This is a genomic window from Simiduia litorea (assembly GCF_042853465.1).
Taxonomy (GTDB): Bacteria; Pseudomonadota; Gammaproteobacteria; order Pseudomonadales; family Cellvibrionaceae; genus Simiduia; species Simiduia litorea.
Genome location: NZ_AP031497.1, coordinates 4015391 through 4033105 on the forward strand (window position 1 = coordinate 4015391; position 17715 = coordinate 4033105).

Here is a 17715-nt window from a genome sequence, read left to right on the forward strand (position 1 = left end):
AAGAGAGGCAAACGAGGGGAGCCGCGCTCCCCAATCATTACGCGCTAGGCGTATCTTTGTTGACGTCTGCAACAGGCGTATCGACGAGGCGATGTAAGATTGCCTGCAGCGTTCCGCTCTTTTCAGCAAGCCCGTCGATAGCTTTACCAATAGACAAAGACTTGGCGAAGTTATTGAAGAAGTGATCTTCACCACCCACAATATCAATCTTGGCTTTCTGCAGTGCAGTGGCCAACACTTCGGCATTTTCCTTGGCGATTTCCTTACCGGCATCAATAGACGCTAACGCCTCTTTCAATGCTGTTTCTAGCCCCATACGGAACTCTTCGTGCGCACGCGCCTGGGCGCTCATGCTGTTCATTGCACCGAACTTCTCAACCAATCCATCGGCTTCAGCCTTAAATTGCTCGCGCGTTACTTCCGCATTGGCCATACCGATCTGACGAGCAGCACGCGCCTCTGAATCGCCTTTAGCGCCGATAACTTCGGCTTGCGCTTTACCGGTACCCAACAGTGCATCAGCCTCTGCGTCGCCTTTAGCGCGAATAACGTTGGCTTCGGCTAGGCCTGGGGCCGCGCGCTCGGCTTGCACACCTTCCGCCATTTTCTTCTTCGCTTCAGCTTCTTTAGTGGTCGCCTCTAATTGGGCTTGAGCCAACAGCGTGATTTCCACTGACTTATGCTTAGCGGCCTGCTCTTCAGCTTCAGCGGCTTTCACTTGCTTAACTTTATCTTCTTCGGCCAGCGCCTCTGCTGCCAACACTTTGGTTTGCTTAGCGCGATCAGCCTCTGACACTTCGCGCACTTCTTTAATGCGCTCTTCTTCGATGGCCACCGTCTTATCGACAGCGACGCGCTCGCGTATCACATTAGCGATTTCTTTCTTCTCAACTTCTACGGCTTTTTCAGCTTCAATACGTTGAATTTCAACTTCTCGCTCGCGCGCAACGATTTCCAGATCCCGCGCTCGTGTGACTTTTTCTTCTTCGATAGCGACCGCACGCAAACGGTTCTGACCGGCCACTTCGATTTCACGCTGCTGGTTTTCAGTTTTAACTGCCAAATCTTGATTAACTTGGATGGTGGTAGATTCAGCCCTCAAGCGCTCCTCTTCCTGAACCTTTTTGGTCTCCGCTTCTTCTCGGGCACGAATAGTGGCGATTTCGCGCTCTTGCTTGGCCTCGGCATCTGATTGCTGGCGCTCTAGGGCAAGCATGGCCTCAACGGTTTCAACATTTTTCTTTTTGATCGCCAGCTCTTCATCGCGCTCTAACACATTGGTGCGCACATTTTGCACCGCGGTCAACTCGGTAATTTTCTTGATGCCCTCGGCATCCATGATATTACTGGGGTCGAGCGACGATTTCGGCGTTTGCTCCAAGTAGTCAATGGCCACATCTTCGAGCACATAGCCATTTAGATCTTCGCCAATGACCGCGACAATTTTTTCCCGAAATTGCATTCTATTTTCAAACAAATTGACGAATTCAATTTGTTTGCCAACCGTTTTCAGCGCTTCAGAAAATTTCGCATTAAACAGCAAGTTAACCGCTTCGCGATCCGAGGCGCGACTGGCGCCAATAGACTTAGCCACTTTCAAAACATCTTCGGCGGTTTCATTCACCCGCAGATAGAAAGCAACAGTAATATCGGCACGCATATTGTCCGCACAGATAAGACCATCTTTGCCGCGCCTATCCACTTCCAAGGTAATCAATGAAATCTTCATTAATTCTTTTTTGTGGATTACCGGATAAACCAATGCACCGGTAAAATATACTTTGGGCTGCCTAGATGTATCATTTACGATCAGCGCTACGCCTTGCTCTACTTTAAAATAAAAGGCCTTAACCAGCGCCGCGAAGCCCAAAAACAATACTAATACGAATCCGACACTCATTAGAATTGGCATAAATCCAGTAAGATCAGCCATAGTGGTTACTCCATTTCCAAAAAACTAAGGTTTTATTTAAGTCATTGACCGGAAAATTCTGCTTCCGATATAACTTTGTAGGTATTTGATGCGACCTCGTGCTCTAACAGAACCACCCGATCACCTTTAACAAATTCAATACCGGGCTCGCAGCGCACTTTGAGCAGCAACCCAGCACCGCCATCAGATAACACAGCCTCACCAAAATTCGAATTAACTACGGAACTGCGAACGATCGCTGTTTGACCGATGATAAACTTTACTGATTGCTGGCGCGCATTTTGAAAAAACGGTCGCATTGGTTTAATTAACTGACCAGTAATTATCACCGCCACATACAGAGATGCGAAGAGCACCGGCAAACCAAGCAAATAGCGCATTATGCCATCCGGCACCCAACCAAACAGAAAATGCACAAGGTAGTAACAAATCAGCCAGCCGAATAGTGCAATAAGCGACACGATAATGGTGACGGGCACGCCTTGGAGACCAAACTTCAGCATCAAGGCCGCCAATACATCGGGCGTTGAGTGGCCGCTATCGGCATTGATATCTAGGTCGCCGTCCATATCCGGCACATCGAAATCGAGCATATCAATATCGACGAAACCCAGAACCGCAACTAGCCAATACAACAGGCACAAAATTAGGAGGAAGCTAAAAATAGCGGTCGGAAATGACGTTAAATTTTGGTAAAAGGGGTCCATTTTATCGGATAGTAGTATTGCGAACATGCCCCAACTCCCTGGTCAATTTTTGCACGCCGTAGCGCTGCCCGAAATGCGCCCCTGCACGGGGCGCCCTAGCCTACGGCTTCTTATTTTTTAGTCGCTCGAGCACATCGGCGGCACTCGCTCCACTGGAGGCAATGCCGGCGGCCTCCAGCTTGGCCTGCAATGATACATCAGAATCTTCCTGTGCCAACTCCGAAGCAGCTGCCATCTGCGCAGATTTCAGCTCTTGGCGCTCTTTGATTCGCTCGAGCGAATCCATTGCTGTACGCATTTTTGAGTGTGAACCGCTGTGCCGCTCGGCGACTGCCGCCTGCGCGCGCTGCACATTATCCGTGGCCTTGACCGTATCCACCTGTTGCTTTAATCGCTTCAAATTTTGCTCGGTCTGCTTGATAGCGGCGCGTAGCTTGTCGGCATTGGCAGCGTAAGCCTGCACCGATTCCTGCTCTTGCGTTAACTGATTTTCGAAATCAGCGATTTTACCAGCAACTTCCAGCGCCAACGCCTCATCAGATTTCTCGAGCGCTCTAACCGCATAACCTTCGTGCTCTTCAACCTTTTTCTGCAGACCGGCAACTTTTTGCTCGGCTAGCTTTTGCCGCGCAATAATCTCTGCCAAACTATCTTTTGACAGCTTTAAGCCCTCAGAGGCGTCGCGCACCTCTTGGTCGAGAATTCGCAATGCTTGACTATCGACAATCGCCTCGCCAGCCTCATTTACGCCGCCACGCAAGGCCGTCATCATTTTTGCCCAAATGTTCATAATGCTTTCTCCAAGTTACCAAAACTAGCCGAGCAAATGCTCACCGTAGGCCTCTGTTGCCTGAATAACGTTACTTGCCAGAACCTCGATTTCGAACACGATATTCTGCAATGCCGACGCCGAACTTAACGCGCCAAACATGTGGTAGTAGTCGCCGTCTGCACCCAAATTATCTAAACTGATGGTCGATAACGGAAAGTACTTGTGCGTACGTAAAACCATCTCGTTAAAGGCCGCAACATCTTTAACCTCGGACATCGACCACAATAGCGACTCAACAATGATTTGTTCACCCACGACGGTTAGGAACACTGGGAGGTCGCCATATTCTTTCATAACGATGTGCAACGCCGGCTCCACGCCATCAATTAATTCGACACTGGCCCGGCGTTGACCGGCAAACAAATCACTCTCTTGCAGTGCCGCATATAGGGTAGCGGTCGTCCAAGCTTGTAATTCCTGCATAAGTATTGCTCCTTTTTCACTTCCTATTTCGCCCGGTTCGCGCAGCAACTTTTCGTAACGCAATAACAGCTTGCTGTGCACTGGGAGAATCCAAACTTCCTTTTTAACCAGCCCCTGCTCGCGCAGCCGCTGGCGATACTCTCGTTGATAATGTGCAGATGATTTAGGCTTCATAAACGCTACAGTAATAAATTACATGTAAGAGCGCAAGAAAATTACATGTAATAGATTGAAATAATTACATGTAAGAGCATGCAGAACCGTGATATACACAGCGATATACGCGTAAGTCATTGAAAACATGTAAAATTTTAAAATGAAGAATTATAGGACTGACTCATAAGAACCCAGAAATAGGTGCCATGACAGAATAACGCGCTGGTATTCCATCAGGATGATTTAGAGACGGGCTTTACCTAACTAGAACTTGACCCGCATGGCCTGCGCCGTTAAGCAATATTTCCCTTGCTGCAGGAAATGGCAATAAGAGGCGTACTGCTCTTCATTTAACGCCTCGCCATTGGCGTCGACATAGAGCAAGGCAACCACGCGGCCATTGACCTCGAGCGGTGAAATAAAACACGGCTGCATACCAATCAGCGCCTTAAGCGGCTCGGGGAACAAGTGCTGACTTTTATTTACCCTTTCCAGTGAAAACCATTGCGGCGCTTTGAACAAAAGCGCCTCTGAAAATAGCTGCACGGTGGCGTCACTAAAATGCAGGCGTTCGCGCCAAACTACCGCGTCGGGGCCGGCCGTGTATCTGGCCACCAAGGTATTTTTCATCACCAACACCAGCGCCACCCGCGCCAGACCGGCACCATGGTGCAGACCACGCACAATCAGTTGGTAAACGTGATCCGTATCCGAACCCAGCTGCGCCGCCGACGACAGTTCGCGCAAAACCGAAAGTTGAATTTTTTCATCGGCCTTTAATGGCAGTCGAGCGAGCGCTTGAACCTGTGAGCCAGGAATAAAATCAACCAATCCTGCGGCGCCAAAGATCGACGCCAATTCGCCCGCCGAATCTGCGATGCGAATTGCATCAGCAGTGGCCTGTACGATACTCACCTTTCTAACACTCGCCACCTGCTTGAGTACTTGCTGCGCTTCTTTACTGTGCCAACCGAAGCGACTGACCTGACTGATCGCCTCACCCATGCGAATCGCATTAATAGATGGCGAAGGCGAGCTGCTCGGATTCAATGCCTGTTCCAGTAAACTACTCAAATGCCAGCGATGCACCAGCTCCCGCGTCAAGGACCGAAACTGCAAACCCAGCACTGTTTCACAGGCATCGTGCTCGCTCACCCCCCCGGTCAACAGTTCATCTAGCTCATCCGCTTGCGCTTCCCCCTTAGACCAAACCGCCAGTTCACCCACATGAAACAGCAACGCTGCCACAAACACTTGTTCGGCCGCATCTTGATCTGTCGTTGGCGCCAGAAACTTCGCTTGCAGCGCCGCATGAAACGCGCGCGCCATGGACTGCAGTAAACGCTCGCGCGGTTGTGCACCGAGCAACTGATCCACCAGCAAGAGCGAGATACAAATGCCCTTAACGCCCTCAAAACCCACTTGAATAATGGCGCGCGTCACGGTGTTAATTGCACCGCCCCCGGGGTTGTAATGAATACTGTTCGCCACCCTTAGGAGCTGAGAGGTAAGATTCGAATCTTTTAACACTGCATCAGACATATCATTGACGCGAGTATCGGCGTTTGTCGTGAGCTCATTTAATTGCTCAATAACACGCCCAAGCACCGGTAGTTCGGCCGCATTTAATTTCTGCACCCAAGCTTGCAAACCGATAACGGCCATCGCCAAATCCTTAACATTGTCGCCTTAATGATCTTAAGCCTAGCAGTGCAAGCGCTAGGTTTGCCGCTATAATTCAAAATCAATCTAATACAGAGATAGCCCCTTATGACTGGACATATCCAGATAGGTCGCACGCGACTCGCGGCGGCAGTGGCATTCACCCTGAGTTCGCTGTGCGCGCCCTCAAGCTTTGCCGCCAACGGTTTCATGCAATCGGGCCCAACAAGCACCATCGGTAACGTCAGCAGCGGCCAAACCGCTCTATCAAACAGCGGCAATCCCGCAGCCATTGGCTTTGACCGTCAGCGTATGAACCAAGATGACGCCGTGCTCGGCGGCCTTTATCTGGGCGGTGAACTGGAGTACGGCAATATTCAAGAGCTATTCGACGTTTACGACGAACTGGCAAACGCCTTTGGAGACGATGGTAGCAGTGGCGGTAGTGGTGGTAGCGGCGGTGGCAACACCAGCGGCGGCGGGTTGGATTTCGGCGATATAGACATCAATGACCCCGATATCGCGGCCATTATCGAAAGGGTTAACAACCAAGCCACTCACATCGGTGCGCTGCTTGCACTCGTAGCAACCGAAGGTTATGCCAATGCCAACGCCGCGGTCGATTTACCGTTAATAGTTAACGCGGACATTTTTGGCGGCACGCTGGGCTTCAACTTTAGCTACAGTGGCTCCGCCTCCGCTGTCGGCTTCATGGAGGATATCGACTTCGAGGCCGACACAGCACGAACAGAGTTAGAGGCTGCCTTTAACTTACAGCCCGGCGATCCGATTACCACCTACGATCTGAGTGGTGGCATCTCCTTAACCATCGACCCAAACACCAACCGCGTTAGCGGCACCTTCGATAACGATAGTTTACTTGCCACACGAGCGGCACAAGCAACCCAGCTTGGCGTTAGCTACAGCTACCCTTTGGTGTTCGATGACAGCAGCACATTATATTTAGGCGCCACTGCAAAAGTTGTGCGCATGGGGCTAGCGCGAGTTGCAACCCGCATTGGCGACATCACAAATTCGGAAGATTTATTTAATGATATTCGCGATGCCAAATTCGTCAATACAAGCCGGTTTGGTTTGGACTTTGGCGCGCTCTGGGTGGCTAAAAATATTTCCTTAGGCACCAGCATTACCGATGCCTTCGAACCCAGCTACGAGTTCAATGCTATCGACACCAGCAATTACAGCAACCAGAATCTTCGCGCACTCATAGACGACTTACAAACCTATCAACAAGAGCGACAAGTTACCGTTGAAGGTAGTCTTTATACAGAAGACCGCACCTGGGCGCTAAGTACAAGTTACGAGACCACCGCCATAAAAGATCCACTCGGTGCAGAACACCAATGGTTTAGTGTCAGTGGTGGCTGGAGTTCGAACAGTTTTTGGATTCCATCGGTGCGCGTTGGTTACCATGTAAACCAAGTCGGTAGCGAGATCAACATGTATAAATTAGGTTTTACACTCTTTCATTATGTGGATTTAGATCTCGGCATGTCGTCTGAGAAAGTTGAGATAGACGGAACATCGTTGCCGCAAGGCGCCAGTGCGAACCTTGGATTTCACTACGCTTTCTAAATATTTATGAATAAAAAAGGCTGCCAAGGCAGCCTTTTTTATTTCGCAATCACCTTATTTTTTCAGCAACTCCATCAAGCCAATAACTGTTGCCTCAACACCTTTGGTCACCGCTGGCTCCGGGGTGATTTTGAATAACGGGCTATGGTGACTCGGCACCGCTTCTCCGCCAGCTTTCTCGCGTTCGAAATCAGCCTTCGGTGTGCCGCCTACGGCAAAGTAAACACTGGGAATGTAAGGGTCGGTAGTAAAAAATGGAAAATCTTCGGCGCCCATGCCCAAGCGACGATAGCTTTCATCAAACGCATCAGCACCCATTTTAGCGCGCCACACCGCCTTTAAACGCTGAGTCATGGGAATATCGTTGACGGTTGGCGGGGTCGGCTCATCAGAAATTGTCACGCGCGGCAACTTATCTTCCGGCATACCTGCAGCGCGACCAATGTTGACGGCAACGCGTTCAATAGCCTTCATCAGATATTCGCGCGTCTCCCAACTGTCGTTGCGAACGGTAACTTGTAGGCGCGCCTCATCGGAAATAATATTGTGCTTCGTACCCGCGTGAAATGAGCCAACGGTAATAACGGCTGGCTCTTTCGGTGCGATCTCACGGCTGACAATAGTTTGCAGTGCCATCACAATTTGCGCGCCAATAACCACCGGATCTTTACCGCGATGAGGCGAAGCGCCGTGAGCGCCAATACCGGGAATGACGATATCAAGGCTATCCACACCCGAGTATGGCGATCCCTCAACTGCTACCAGTTTTCCGGCTTCAATTTCCGAGCTGACGTGGAACGCCATGGCGTAATCTGGCTGACCGAAGCGTTTCCAAATACCATCGTCCATCATGCCTTTGGCGCCGCCTACGCGTTCTTCCGCTGGCTGACCGATCAACATCAAGGTGCCCGACCACTCACTTTTTCGCTGCGCCATTTGGCGCGCGGTACCCACAAGACTGGTGATATGGACATCGTGGCCACAGGCGTGCATCACGCTGACCAAATTACCATCCCAATCTTTTTGCGTTGCTTTCGAGGCGTAGGCCAAACCGGATTTTTCCTCTACCGGTAAGCCGTCCATATCGGCGCGCATCATCACCAGCGGCCCCTTGCCATTTTTCATAATAGCAACCACACCGGTTTTGCCAACACCCTCAGTAACATCAAAACCCGCTGCGCGAAGCTCCTTGGCGAGGCGTTTAGCCGTTTGTGTTTCCAAGTGAGATAACTCAGGGTTTTTATGGAAGTGCTCAAACAAGGGCGCCAAATGATTTTTGTAATCTTTTGCCACATCTTGCGATAAATCACCGGCAAAAACGCTTGAGCTAGCGAGCAAGACTGCCAAGGCCAAGGAGTGCTTAATCATAGTCTTCATCTCTTTCTATTTTGGAAAATACAAGGTTTAGGGTTAATGCTGTTGAATCAGCGCAATGATGTCGCCAGCCCAGTTAGTCTCTGGCTGCTCGATAATTCGACCAATGTCTTTTTTATCTTTTAACACCACGAGCGTAGGGGTAAATTTTAAACCATAACGCGCCACGTCAGCCGATGGCTCAAGCTTATCCCGAGATATAGCCGTTAATTGCAGGGACAGATTCGGATTCTCTGCCAACTCGATTAACTTGATAAGCTTTGGCACCTCCCGAACACTATCGTGACACCAAGTGCCGAAAAGTACCCGCAAGGTAACAGCGGCGTCGATTGACGCAAGTGATGTAATCTCTTGCTCCGAAATAATCGCGGCTTCATAAGACGCAGAAAAGGCATCAAGCATTAACAAATTCGATGCCGAAACAGGCCCAACTAAGTCTTCTTGGTCACTTAACGATTCAGCAGCATGGACCACTGAAAGAGTCATAAGGAAGAAAACAACACCATATAGCGCTTTCTTAATCATCATTATTTTCTCGATACCGCGGCCATGATATGGCCATAAGCCTTGGTTAATTTATTGACAGCATCGGAGCCGCCCGCGAGTACGCTACCGGTTAGTAAGATATCTAACAATGTGAACGCCTTACCCTGCCAGCCTGATGGCAACTCCAGCACCAAGCTGCCAAGAATTCGAAAACCCACTAACGCAATCATCAAGCCAAAGCACAAACCCATTTGCTGCGCAATAAGGCGCGAGTGACTACGGTACTCACTGCGCGAGATTGTTAATGCGCTGAGCTGATCGAGCTGCTCTTTACTTGGTGTGGCAATCAACTTCAATTGCGTGAGCGCAAGATCGAGCCGATCGGCACCACCACCGCGCAACGCGGATAGAAACACTTCAATTGCCCGCTCGAGAAATAAACATATCAACAAAACACTGGCAAAGACGACTGGGAAAACGGTGAGCGAGTCTGGTTGCACACTCAGCCCTTGGGTTGGAAGCACAATGCCAACGCCAGCAATCGCTAAAATGACAATCAACGTAAAAAGATAGCGCTGCATAGATCTCCCAGAAAGTTTTTATCGCCGTTGCAACAACAGCCAGTCATATACATCTTGACCCGCGTAGACCCGTGTCCAAGCATCGTGGCCCATATCTTCGTGGACAGTAAACCGCACGTCCGATGCTTTATAGCTTTCCAGTTGATTGATACCGGCATAAAAAAACGCTTTGCTTACTGCACTGTCGCGGCCACCGGCAAATGCCCATACGGGTAACTTTGCTTTTGCGATAGGCGCCATTAAACTCGGATGCCCCCAACCCACAACGGGCACTGCTGCTGCAAATAATGTCGGATGCTTACTCGCCATATACCAAGTGCCAAAGCCACCGTAACTGATGCCACTGATGTAGGTGCGTCGCTTATCTGTCGCGTAGGTTTTATGCACTGCCCCCAGTATCGACAATAAATCTATCTCAACTTGCTCCCAGCCCATGGGTAGCAGCGGTGACACGTCACTGAGGTCGGTGATATTTTTGCCCGCCCGCATTAACTCAGGCGTGTCAAACCGGGTGGGTCGTTTGGGCACACCTTGGGCAAGACGCTGAGGAATTTCCGCACGCGATCGATTAGCGATGTAAGGAACTTTTTCCATACCCAACATGTGCAATTGGGGTGAAATGATAATGAAAGGTAGATCGCGCTTTTGAATCCACGCCTCATACAAAGGACCATGCTTTAACACATAATCCAATTCGTCTTGACCATTACCACGCTCGCCATTGCCGTGCAAAAACATCAACACAGGCCATTTTTTGTCGGATTGCGCGCGATAACCTGCGGGCAAATAAACAAAATACTCGCGCGATTTTTTATCTAATGCGGAGACGTAGTTTGTACGCACCAGTTGCGGCTCATTGTGCGATGACTCACCGCAGCCAACGAGCGCTAATAACGCGAAAGTAAACGCGCCTACCGCTATGAGCCCTCTCACGCCATTCTCGCGATCAAAGCAACAGGCAGCCACGCCAGCAACCGAACCACCAGTGCCCAAGGCCAGCGCGGCACTGTCGAGCGCTTGACCTTGCGCTCGATAAGATCGACCAAAAGACGACCACCTTTTTCCACGGGGATGCAAAAAGGTCGAGACCTCGCGGCCTGATTTATCGGCGTGTCAATATAGCCAGGGCACAGCAAGGTAACATCTATGGGCTTAAAATATAATTCGGCGCGCAAGGCTTCCACATAGTGACTTACCGCCGCTTTCGACGCGCCGTAGGCGCCGCCACCAGGAAGGCCTCTATAGCCGGCGACACTGCTCACGGCAACAATATGACCGAAGCCTTGCGCTTTAAACAGGCCTACCGCCGCATCAATGGTGGCCATGCAGCCAAGTACATTGGTATCGATCGTAGCTTTCACTTTATCGAAGCTCAGTTTGCCAATGCGCTGGCTATAGCCAATACCCGCGTTGGCGATCACTTTATCAATGTCGCCAAAGTGCTGTTTGGCCTCGTCTAACGCCGCTTTTACGTTGTCAAACTCGGTGACGTCGAGCGCTCGAATTATCACCGCCGCTTGATACTCCGCTTCCAGTTTGGCCTTGAGTTGTTCGAGGTTTTCTAACCGGCGTGCGGTTAACGCCAACCGGTAGCCGCGCCGAGCGAACTCTATAGCCATTTGCTGGCCTAGACCACTCGATGCTCCGGTGATAAAAACAGTTTCAGCCTTTGTGTTTTGCATGGTCATGGTCGTTTTTGCCTTTTATTATTATTTTTAGCGGTAGCTAAAAATGAGGGGCAGACTAGCTGGCCTACGAATGCTGAGCCTATCTCCCAGCCGACGCGTTTGCGCCCTCGTTTAGACGAATCAAATCACCTGAGTTGCAATGTGCAATAACGAAGCCCCATTACCGTCTAGTAATTGCGCCACTAATTCGTCGCCCGACTCAAGCGGCCCCACGCCTGCTGGCGTTCCCGTCAGTAGGACATCGCCTGGCTCGAGGGTAAAGAATTGGCTGGCATAAGCCAACAGCTCGCCAACCGGCGTTAACATATCACGGGTATTGCCATCTTGCGTCACCACACCGTTGCGGGTTAGCCGTAAACCCACATTTTGCAGGTCTTCTGGGGGCGCAACAAAGGCGGACAGGGGTGCGCTACCGTCGAAGCCTTTGGCCTTCTCCCAAGGGTGACCCTTTTGCTTTAAGGCGGCCTGTAATTCGCGCAGGGTCAAATCAAACGCCAAGCCGATACCCACGACGGATGCTAAGCCCTGGGCCGGCGATGCATCCTGTAGACGGGCGCCAATCAGCACACTCATTTCGGTTTCAAAGTGACAGCACCCCCAACGGGTAGGTACGCTGAAGGGTTTCGCCATGTCGCGCGCGCAACCTGCAGTTTTGATAAACAACATGGGCTCGGTGCCGACGTTACTGCCCATTTCTTTTATATGGTCGGCATAATTTTGACCGACACAGATAATTTTCCCGAGCGGTAGCGATGCTGCCGCTTGGCCAGCAACGTTCGGCTGGGACCATAGATGTTGATATGTCATAGCTCAACTCGTTAGTTTTTTAGCATTGTAACGCGCCAACTGCGCTGTTTGGGGCAGGCTACAGCAGCATTCGGTAGAAAAATACCGGGCATCAGCAATTGATTGCGCGCGCCCGCTTTGCGGACTTTATGTCTGTGGTATTATGGCGCCCCATTTTCCCCCAGCCTTGCGCTCGCGCGAGGCTTGAGCGCATTGCATACAAGGTGATATTCCATGGCTAAGGTGTCTTTAGACAAGAGCAAAATCAAGTTCCTGCTACTTGAAGGCGTACACCAGTCTGCGGTTGATAAGCTAACCGAAGCCGGTTATACCAATATCGAGTACCACAAAACCGCGCTGCCGGAAGATCAATTATTAGAGAGCGTCAAAGACGCACACTTCATCGGCCTGCGCTCGCGCACCCAATTGACCCGCGACGTGTTTGAAGCCGCGAACCGCTTAATTGCCGTCGGTTGTTTCTGTATTGGCACCAACCAAGTAGATCTCGACGCCGCGCAAGAGCACGGCGTTGCCGTGTTTAATGCCCCTTATTCCAATACCCGCTCCGTGGCCGAGCTGGTGATTGCCGAGGCGATCTTATTGCTGCGTGGCATCCCAGAGAAGAATGCGGTTTGTCATCGCGGCGGTTGGCAGAAATCGGCCGAGGGCTCGTTCGAAATTCGCGGTAAAACCTTGGGCATCGTCGGCTACGGCTCTATCGGCAGCCAAGTCAGCGTGCTGGCCGAATCCCTCGGCATGAAGGTTATTTTCTCCGACGTGGTAACCAAACTGCCACTGGGTAACGCCGAACAGTGCAAAGATCTAGACGCGCTACTGACCAAGGCTGATATCGTCAGCCTGCACGTACCCGAAACCGGTGCCACCAAAATGATGATGGGCGCCAAGCAAATCAAGCTCATGAAGCCAGGTGCCATTCTGATCAACGCCTCGCGCGGCACTGTGGTTGATATAGATGCCTTGGCAGAAGCACTCAAGTCTGGCGCCCTTGCCGGTGCGGCCATCGATGTATTCCCATCTGAGCCCAAGGGCCCACAAGACGAATTCATCTCGCCATTGCGCGAATTCGACAATGTTATATTGACCCCACACATTGGCGGCTCAACCATCGAAGCACAAGCCAATATCGGCGTAGAAGTAGCGGAAAAGCTGATTAAATTCTCCGATAACGGCACCACCACCAGCTCGGTTAACTTCCCTGAAGTGGCTCTATCGACCCACACCAATGTGCACCGCTTGCTACACGTTCACCACAATGTACCGGGTGTTATGTCGGCCATTAACCGACTGTTCTCCGAAAATAACATCAACATCATTGGTCAACACTTACAAACCAACGAGAAGGTTGGTTATGTGGTGATAGAGGTGGCCGCCAGCAACTCTGAAACAGCACTGGAAAAAGTGCGCGAAGTTGAGGGTACCATCCGCTGCCGCGTCTTGTTCTAAGCGCCTCGCTGCAACGCTCATCCCTAAAAGGGCCGCGCAAGCGGCCTTTTTTTATGACAGCGCTTTTTTGTACACTCCCATTATCGCTACGCGACCGCTTCACCGCGCCGCACCTTGAGGACAGACCGTGGTATTTACTCGGGAACAAAAGCTAGGCGTGGGCTTGGCCGCCGGCGCCTTTTTACTGTGGGGTTTATTTCCCATTTTTCTTAAAGCCCTAAGCGTTATCGAGCCACTGGAATTAGTCGCCCATCGCATTGCTTGGTCATGGTTATTTGTCATGCTGGCGATCACGACAATGCAGCAATGGCCAAAGCTACTGAGCTTTTGTGTTCAGCCGAAAATGATGGCAGCGCTATTACTCTCAACCCTGCTGCTGGGCTTCAATTGGTTTCTCTTTGTTTACGCCGTGAACACTAACAAGGTGCTGGAGGCCAGCCTAGCCTATTACATCAATCCGCTCCTCAATATGGCTCTAGGCGGTGTATTCCTGAGTGAGCGCTTACGCCCGCTGCAGTGGCTTGCAGTTGGGCTGGCCTGTACCGGCGTCGGCATAGAAATCGCGGTTTTCGGCTCAGTGCCTTGGCTCGCCTTAGGCATGGGTGGCTCCTTCGCCCTCTACGGCCTGATTCGAAAATTAGCGCCCATCGACAGCCTCAATGGCATGATGATCGAGTGCAGTTACTTACTCCTGCCGGCACTCGCCTATCTATGGTTTTTTGGTCAAGAGACACTAGCCCAACTGGAACTGAAACACTGGTATCTACTGCTGGTGTTCGGGCCGGTGAGCACCGTGCCGTTAATGATGTTTGCCTCGGCCACGCGAAAGATTCAATACACCACCATCGGCTTTTTGCAATACATAGGCCCGACGCTGATGTTCTTCCTCGCCGTGATGTTTTACGGCGAGCATTTCGGCCCAGCGAAAACGGTAACTTTTGGCTTTATCTGGATGGGTGTACTTTGTTTTAGTGCCGATGCCCTGCACCGGCGATCACGCGCCACTGCCACTCAGGCTTGACAAAACTCAGAAATAAAACATACTGATATCACAATGATATCAACTTTGTTTTTGGAGTTACGCCATGCATACGGAATTTGACGGTAAAAGCCGGTCGGGTTATCTCATGATTTTGGTGCTGCTTGCACTGCAAGGCTTAGGGGTTTCTTTGATTATTGGTGGGCCAATGCCCATTAAGTTACTCGCGCTGGTGGCGTCAATCGTAGTTTTTATCTGTTGGTTCGGCCTGTATATGGTACACCCCAACCAAGGCAAGGTACTGCAACTATTCGGCAACTACAAAGGCACAGATCGCAGCCCTGGCCTGCGCTGGAACAACCCACTCTACAGCAAGCGCGCAGTTAGCTTGCGGGTGCGCAACTTTGAGAGCGGGCGGCTAAAAGTGAACGATGCCAACGGCAACCCCATCGAAATTGCCGCGGTTATCGTTTGGCGCGTGGTGGACACAGCAGAAGCGGTATTTGAGGTAGATGACTACGAACACTATGTCACCATTCAAAGTGAGGCCGCGCTGCGCAACCTCACCACTAGCTACCCTTACGAGCACGACGAAGACGACCATCGCTTAACCCTGCGTGGCCACTCCAGCGCCATCGCTGAGAAGTTGCGCACGGAAGTTCAAGAGCGCCTCGGCAAGGCCGGCGTCGATGTGCTTGAAGCGCGTTTATCACATCTAGCCTATGCGCCAGAGATTGCCCAAGCCATGCTCCAGCGCCAACAAGCGAGCGCCATATTGGCAGCCCGACGCCTTATCGTTAAGGGCGCCGTCAGTATGGTCAAAGATGCCATTGAGCAACTCAGCGCCGAGCAGGTTGTGGAGCTAGACGATGAGCGCAAAGCGGCCATGGTGAGCAACTTACTGGTGGTACTGTGCGGCGAACATAACGCACAACCGATACTCAATGCGGGCTCGCTCTACTAAGTAAGGTTAGGTGCTAACCCCATTCATCAACTCACGGGTCAACGGGCGCTCCTGGCGCCCATCTTGAAAAAGGGACAGTCGTGGCTAAAAAAGCCTATCCGCTACGCATTAATGAATCCGTTCTCAACGCCATGCAGCGCTGGGCAGATGACGACCTGCGTAGCTTAAATGCACAGATTGAATATGTGTTAAGGGATGCGCTGGTTAAAAGTGGCCGAGTCAAATTAGTGCAATCGGTCATCACTGAACTCGAACACATAGAGCCAAACAAAACCTCAGATTAACGCTCGCCAGTGTTCAGTCTCCATCGCCCACACCATCCTCCCCCCATGCAGCCCCAATATCGGCCTGCCGATATCTTCTCGGCGGTATTAAAACAAGCAATCTGGTAAACCAAGTGCTAGGGAGGCAAAGCGATAAACCACCGCCTTTAAACAATATTTTATGTCGCTAAGTTATTGATTTATAGTGGGTGTCAGGTGTTTGTCGGGTTCGAGGCGTGGTTGTCGGGATGCGGTTTTCACTAGTCTGGCCACACAGCAAGGAGGAAACATGATTATCAGGAAACTGCGTTTACAAAAAGGCTGGTCGCAAGAACAGCTCGCCGAACTCTCTGGCCTTTCCGTTCGCACAATACAGCGAATCGAAAGAGGCCAGACAGCCGGGCTAGAAACACTGAAATCCCTCGCTGCTGTATTTGACGTTGAACTATCAACCTTACAGCCAGAGGCAACACCTATGTCAGACCGCAACGATACCAAGCTAACACCTTCGCTCGAGACAGACGAGCGAGACGCTCTCGAGTATGTACGCGACCTAAAGGGTTTCTATTCGAACTTAACCACCTATATTTTAGTCATTGGCTTTCTCTTCTTTATCAACCTCACCACTAGCCCAGGCTATATTTGGGCATGGTGGCCGGCCTTCGGCTGGGGCATAGGTGTAGCCATACACGCGCTTAACGTGTTTGAAATTACCAATATGTTCGGCCCCGATTGGGAGCGGAAACAGGTTGAAAAACGCCTAGGGCGCAAGCTTTAAAGCAGGTCTCGTTGACGCCCCTCAAACTCTTTTACTGAAGCAGCCGCGACGTTGACAACACAACAAATTGGAGGTTGGTGTGAACCAACATGAAAAACTCAACTATGTGGAGTGGCCGGCGATGGATATCGGCGCAACTAAACGATTTTTTGAAGCCGTTTTTAGCTGGCAATTCACCGATTATGGGCCCGACTACGCCGCCTTTAATCACCAAGGCATCGAAGGTGGGTTTTACACGGCACCACTGTGCTCGCGATCAGATCAGGGCGGAGCGCTATTGGTTTTCTTTAGCGAGGATTTAGAGCAAACCTTAGCTAAGGTCGAGCGCTTCGGTGGCCAAGTGTGTAAGCCCATCTTTGACTTCCCGGGCGGCAGGCGCTTTCATTTTCTTGAGCCGAGCGGCAATGAACTGGCAGTATGGGCGGATAAATAAGGAGAATAAATCTAAACCTCGAAATATTAAGGGCGATTAATTCATCTTAATATTTCGATAGTTATGATGTGGGCTGAATTAAATAGCGCCACCATTTCTGCGGTAATCTAAAATCACTTGCTCCAATGCACCAACATCGGGAATGGAACAAATTTCACCTTCTAAGTCGACGCGAATGCGCTCGAAAGGTTTAATCTGGACGCCTTCAACCTCGTGAATAATGCTTGCTAAGACACGGCTCAAGCGCGGGATACCCTGCGTTTGAATCGCAAAAAAAGGCAACTCGTCGTTAACGCCGGTATTGTTAAACACTGCAATACGCGTGCGAGGGCCAATATCGCCAACGGCTTCTCCGCGCAGCGCCTCCAAGGAAATCAACGGTAACTTTTGCTTACGCCATTCAAAAACACCTAATAGCCAATCCGGGGCATCGGGAACAAGTTCTGGCCGAGCGTAGGGAACAATTTCTGCAATGGACACTGTAGGCGCTAGCATCGCATGCTCGCTCATGGGCAGAATGAGGCTTGGAATATCCATGGCCATTTGATTTTGGATGGCTGCTTTTGCTTTCATATTTTCGCCTGATTTTTAGTAAATGCACCCTACCCGG

General features: G+C 50.9%; 19 protein-coding genes. 7 read left to right on the plus strand and 12 right to left on the minus strand.

Annotated features, from left to right (window positions below; genetic code table 11):
• Positions 1–37: 37 nt before the first annotated feature.
• The 5 genes from ACGHTT_RS17765 to ACGHTT_RS17785 all read right to left on the minus strand — a co-directional run bounded on the left by ACGHTT_RS17765 (position 38) and on the right by ACGHTT_RS17785 (position 5716).
• Positions 38–1933 carry a hypothetical protein gene (locus tag ACGHTT_RS17765; protein WP_390592328.1) on the minus strand — a complete coding sequence of 632 codons (1896 nt, stop codon included), beginning with the start codon at positions 1931–1933 and terminating at the stop codon, positions 38–40.
• A 41-nt stretch (positions 1934–1974) separates the two neighbouring features.
• Positions 1975–2667: a DUF1449 domain-containing protein gene (locus ACGHTT_RS17770; RefSeq protein WP_390592329.1), complete on the minus strand. Its 693-nt coding sequence runs from the start codon at positions 2665–2667 to the stop codon at positions 1975–1977.
• Between the two features lie 73 nt (positions 2668–2740).
• A complete protein-coding gene (locus ACGHTT_RS17775; protein ID WP_390592330.1) occupies positions 2741–3430 on the minus strand; it encodes a PspA/IM30 family protein in 690 nt (229 codons plus the stop codon).
• A gap of 24 nt (positions 3431–3454) precedes the next feature.
• Entirely contained in the window at positions 3455–4069 is a 615-nt protein-coding gene (locus tag ACGHTT_RS17780) for a YjfI family protein (RefSeq protein WP_390592331.1), read from the minus strand.
• A 246-nt stretch (positions 4070–4315) separates the two neighbouring features.
• Positions 4316–5716, minus strand: a complete 1401-nt coding sequence (locus tag ACGHTT_RS17785) for an HDOD domain-containing protein (protein WP_390592332.1) — start codon at positions 5714–5716, stop codon at positions 4316–4318.
• A 105-nt stretch (positions 5717–5821) separates the two neighbouring features.
• Between ACGHTT_RS17785 and traF the strand changes: the two genes are divergently transcribed.
• A complete protein-coding gene (traF, locus tag ACGHTT_RS17790; protein WP_390592333.1) occupies positions 5822–7309 on the plus strand; it encodes a conjugal transfer protein TraF in 1488 nt (495 codons plus the stop codon).
• 54 nt (positions 7310–7363) lie between these two features.
• Here traF and ACGHTT_RS17795 read toward each other — a convergent pair whose 3' ends face one another.
• From ACGHTT_RS17795 to ACGHTT_RS17820, 6 genes are all read right to left on the minus strand, one after another.
• Positions 7364–8677, minus strand: a complete 1314-nt coding sequence (locus tag ACGHTT_RS17795; protein WP_390592334.1) for an amidohydrolase — start codon at positions 8675–8677, stop codon at positions 7364–7366.
• 42 nt (positions 8678–8719) lie between these two features.
• On the minus strand, positions 8720–9211 hold the full coding sequence (locus ACGHTT_RS17800) for a thioredoxin family protein (protein ID WP_390592335.1): 492 nt from the start codon (positions 9209–9211) through the stop codon (positions 8720–8722).
• The gene (locus tag ACGHTT_RS17805) at positions 9211–9750 is read right to left on the minus strand and encodes a hypothetical protein (protein WP_390592336.1); all 540 of its coding nucleotides are present in this window, start codon (positions 9748–9750) and stop codon (positions 9211–9213) included. Before ACGHTT_RS17805 ends, ACGHTT_RS17800 begins: the two co-directional genes overlap by 1 nt.
• Positions 9751–9768: 18 nt before the next feature.
• The gene (locus ACGHTT_RS17810) at positions 9769–10683 is read right to left on the minus strand and encodes an alpha/beta hydrolase-fold protein (RefSeq protein WP_390592337.1); all 915 of its coding nucleotides are present in this window, start codon (positions 10681–10683) and stop codon (positions 9769–9771) included.
• Positions 10680–11438, minus strand: a complete 759-nt coding sequence (locus ACGHTT_RS17815) for an SDR family oxidoreductase (protein ID WP_390592338.1) — start codon at positions 11436–11438, stop codon at positions 10680–10682. Before ACGHTT_RS17815 ends, ACGHTT_RS17810 begins: the two co-directional genes overlap by 4 nt.
• A 120-nt stretch (positions 11439–11558) precedes the next feature.
• Positions 11559–12245 carry a fumarylacetoacetate hydrolase family protein gene (locus ACGHTT_RS17820; RefSeq protein WP_390592339.1) on the minus strand — a complete coding sequence of 229 codons (687 nt, stop codon included), beginning with the start codon at positions 12243–12245 and terminating at the stop codon, positions 11559–11561.
• A gap of 213 nt (positions 12246–12458) precedes the next feature.
• Between ACGHTT_RS17820 and serA the strand changes: the two genes are divergently transcribed.
• From serA to ACGHTT_RS17850, 6 genes are all read left to right on the plus strand, one after another.
• Entirely contained in the window at positions 12459–13688 is a 1230-nt protein-coding gene (gene serA / locus ACGHTT_RS17825) for a phosphoglycerate dehydrogenase (protein ID WP_390592340.1), read from the plus strand.
• A gap of 127 nt (positions 13689–13815) precedes the next feature.
• Positions 13816–14709 carry an EamA family transporter RarD gene (gene rarD / locus ACGHTT_RS17830; protein ID WP_390592341.1) on the plus strand — a complete coding sequence of 298 codons (894 nt, stop codon included), beginning with the start codon at positions 13816–13818 and terminating at the stop codon, positions 14707–14709.
• A 64-nt stretch (positions 14710–14773) separates the two neighbouring features.
• Complete coding sequence (locus ACGHTT_RS17835) at positions 14774–15631, plus strand: SPFH domain-containing protein (RefSeq protein ID WP_390592342.1); 858 nt, start codon at positions 14774–14776, stop codon at positions 15629–15631.
• An 80-nt stretch (positions 15632–15711) separates the two neighbouring features.
• A complete protein-coding gene (locus tag ACGHTT_RS17840) occupies positions 15712–15915 on the plus strand; it encodes a hypothetical protein (protein ID WP_390592343.1) in 204 nt (67 codons plus the stop codon).
• Between the two features lie 268 nt (positions 15916–16183).
• Positions 16184–16672: a 2TM domain-containing protein gene (locus tag ACGHTT_RS17845; protein WP_390592344.1), complete on the plus strand. Its 489-nt coding sequence runs from the start codon at positions 16184–16186 to the stop codon at positions 16670–16672.
• A 79-nt stretch (positions 16673–16751) separates the two neighbouring features.
• Positions 16752–17105, plus strand: coding sequence for a VOC family protein (locus tag ACGHTT_RS17850; protein ID WP_390592345.1), 354 nt, complete (start codon positions 16752–16754; stop codon positions 17103–17105).
• A gap of 78 nt (positions 17106–17183) precedes the next feature.
• On the opposite strand, the gene ACGHTT_RS17855 is transcribed toward ACGHTT_RS17850, so the two are convergent.
• On the minus strand, positions 17184–17678 hold the full coding sequence (locus ACGHTT_RS17855; protein ID WP_390592346.1) for a chemotaxis protein CheW: 495 nt from the start codon (positions 17676–17678) through the stop codon (positions 17184–17186).
• Between the last annotated feature and the right edge of the window lie 37 nt (positions 17679–17715).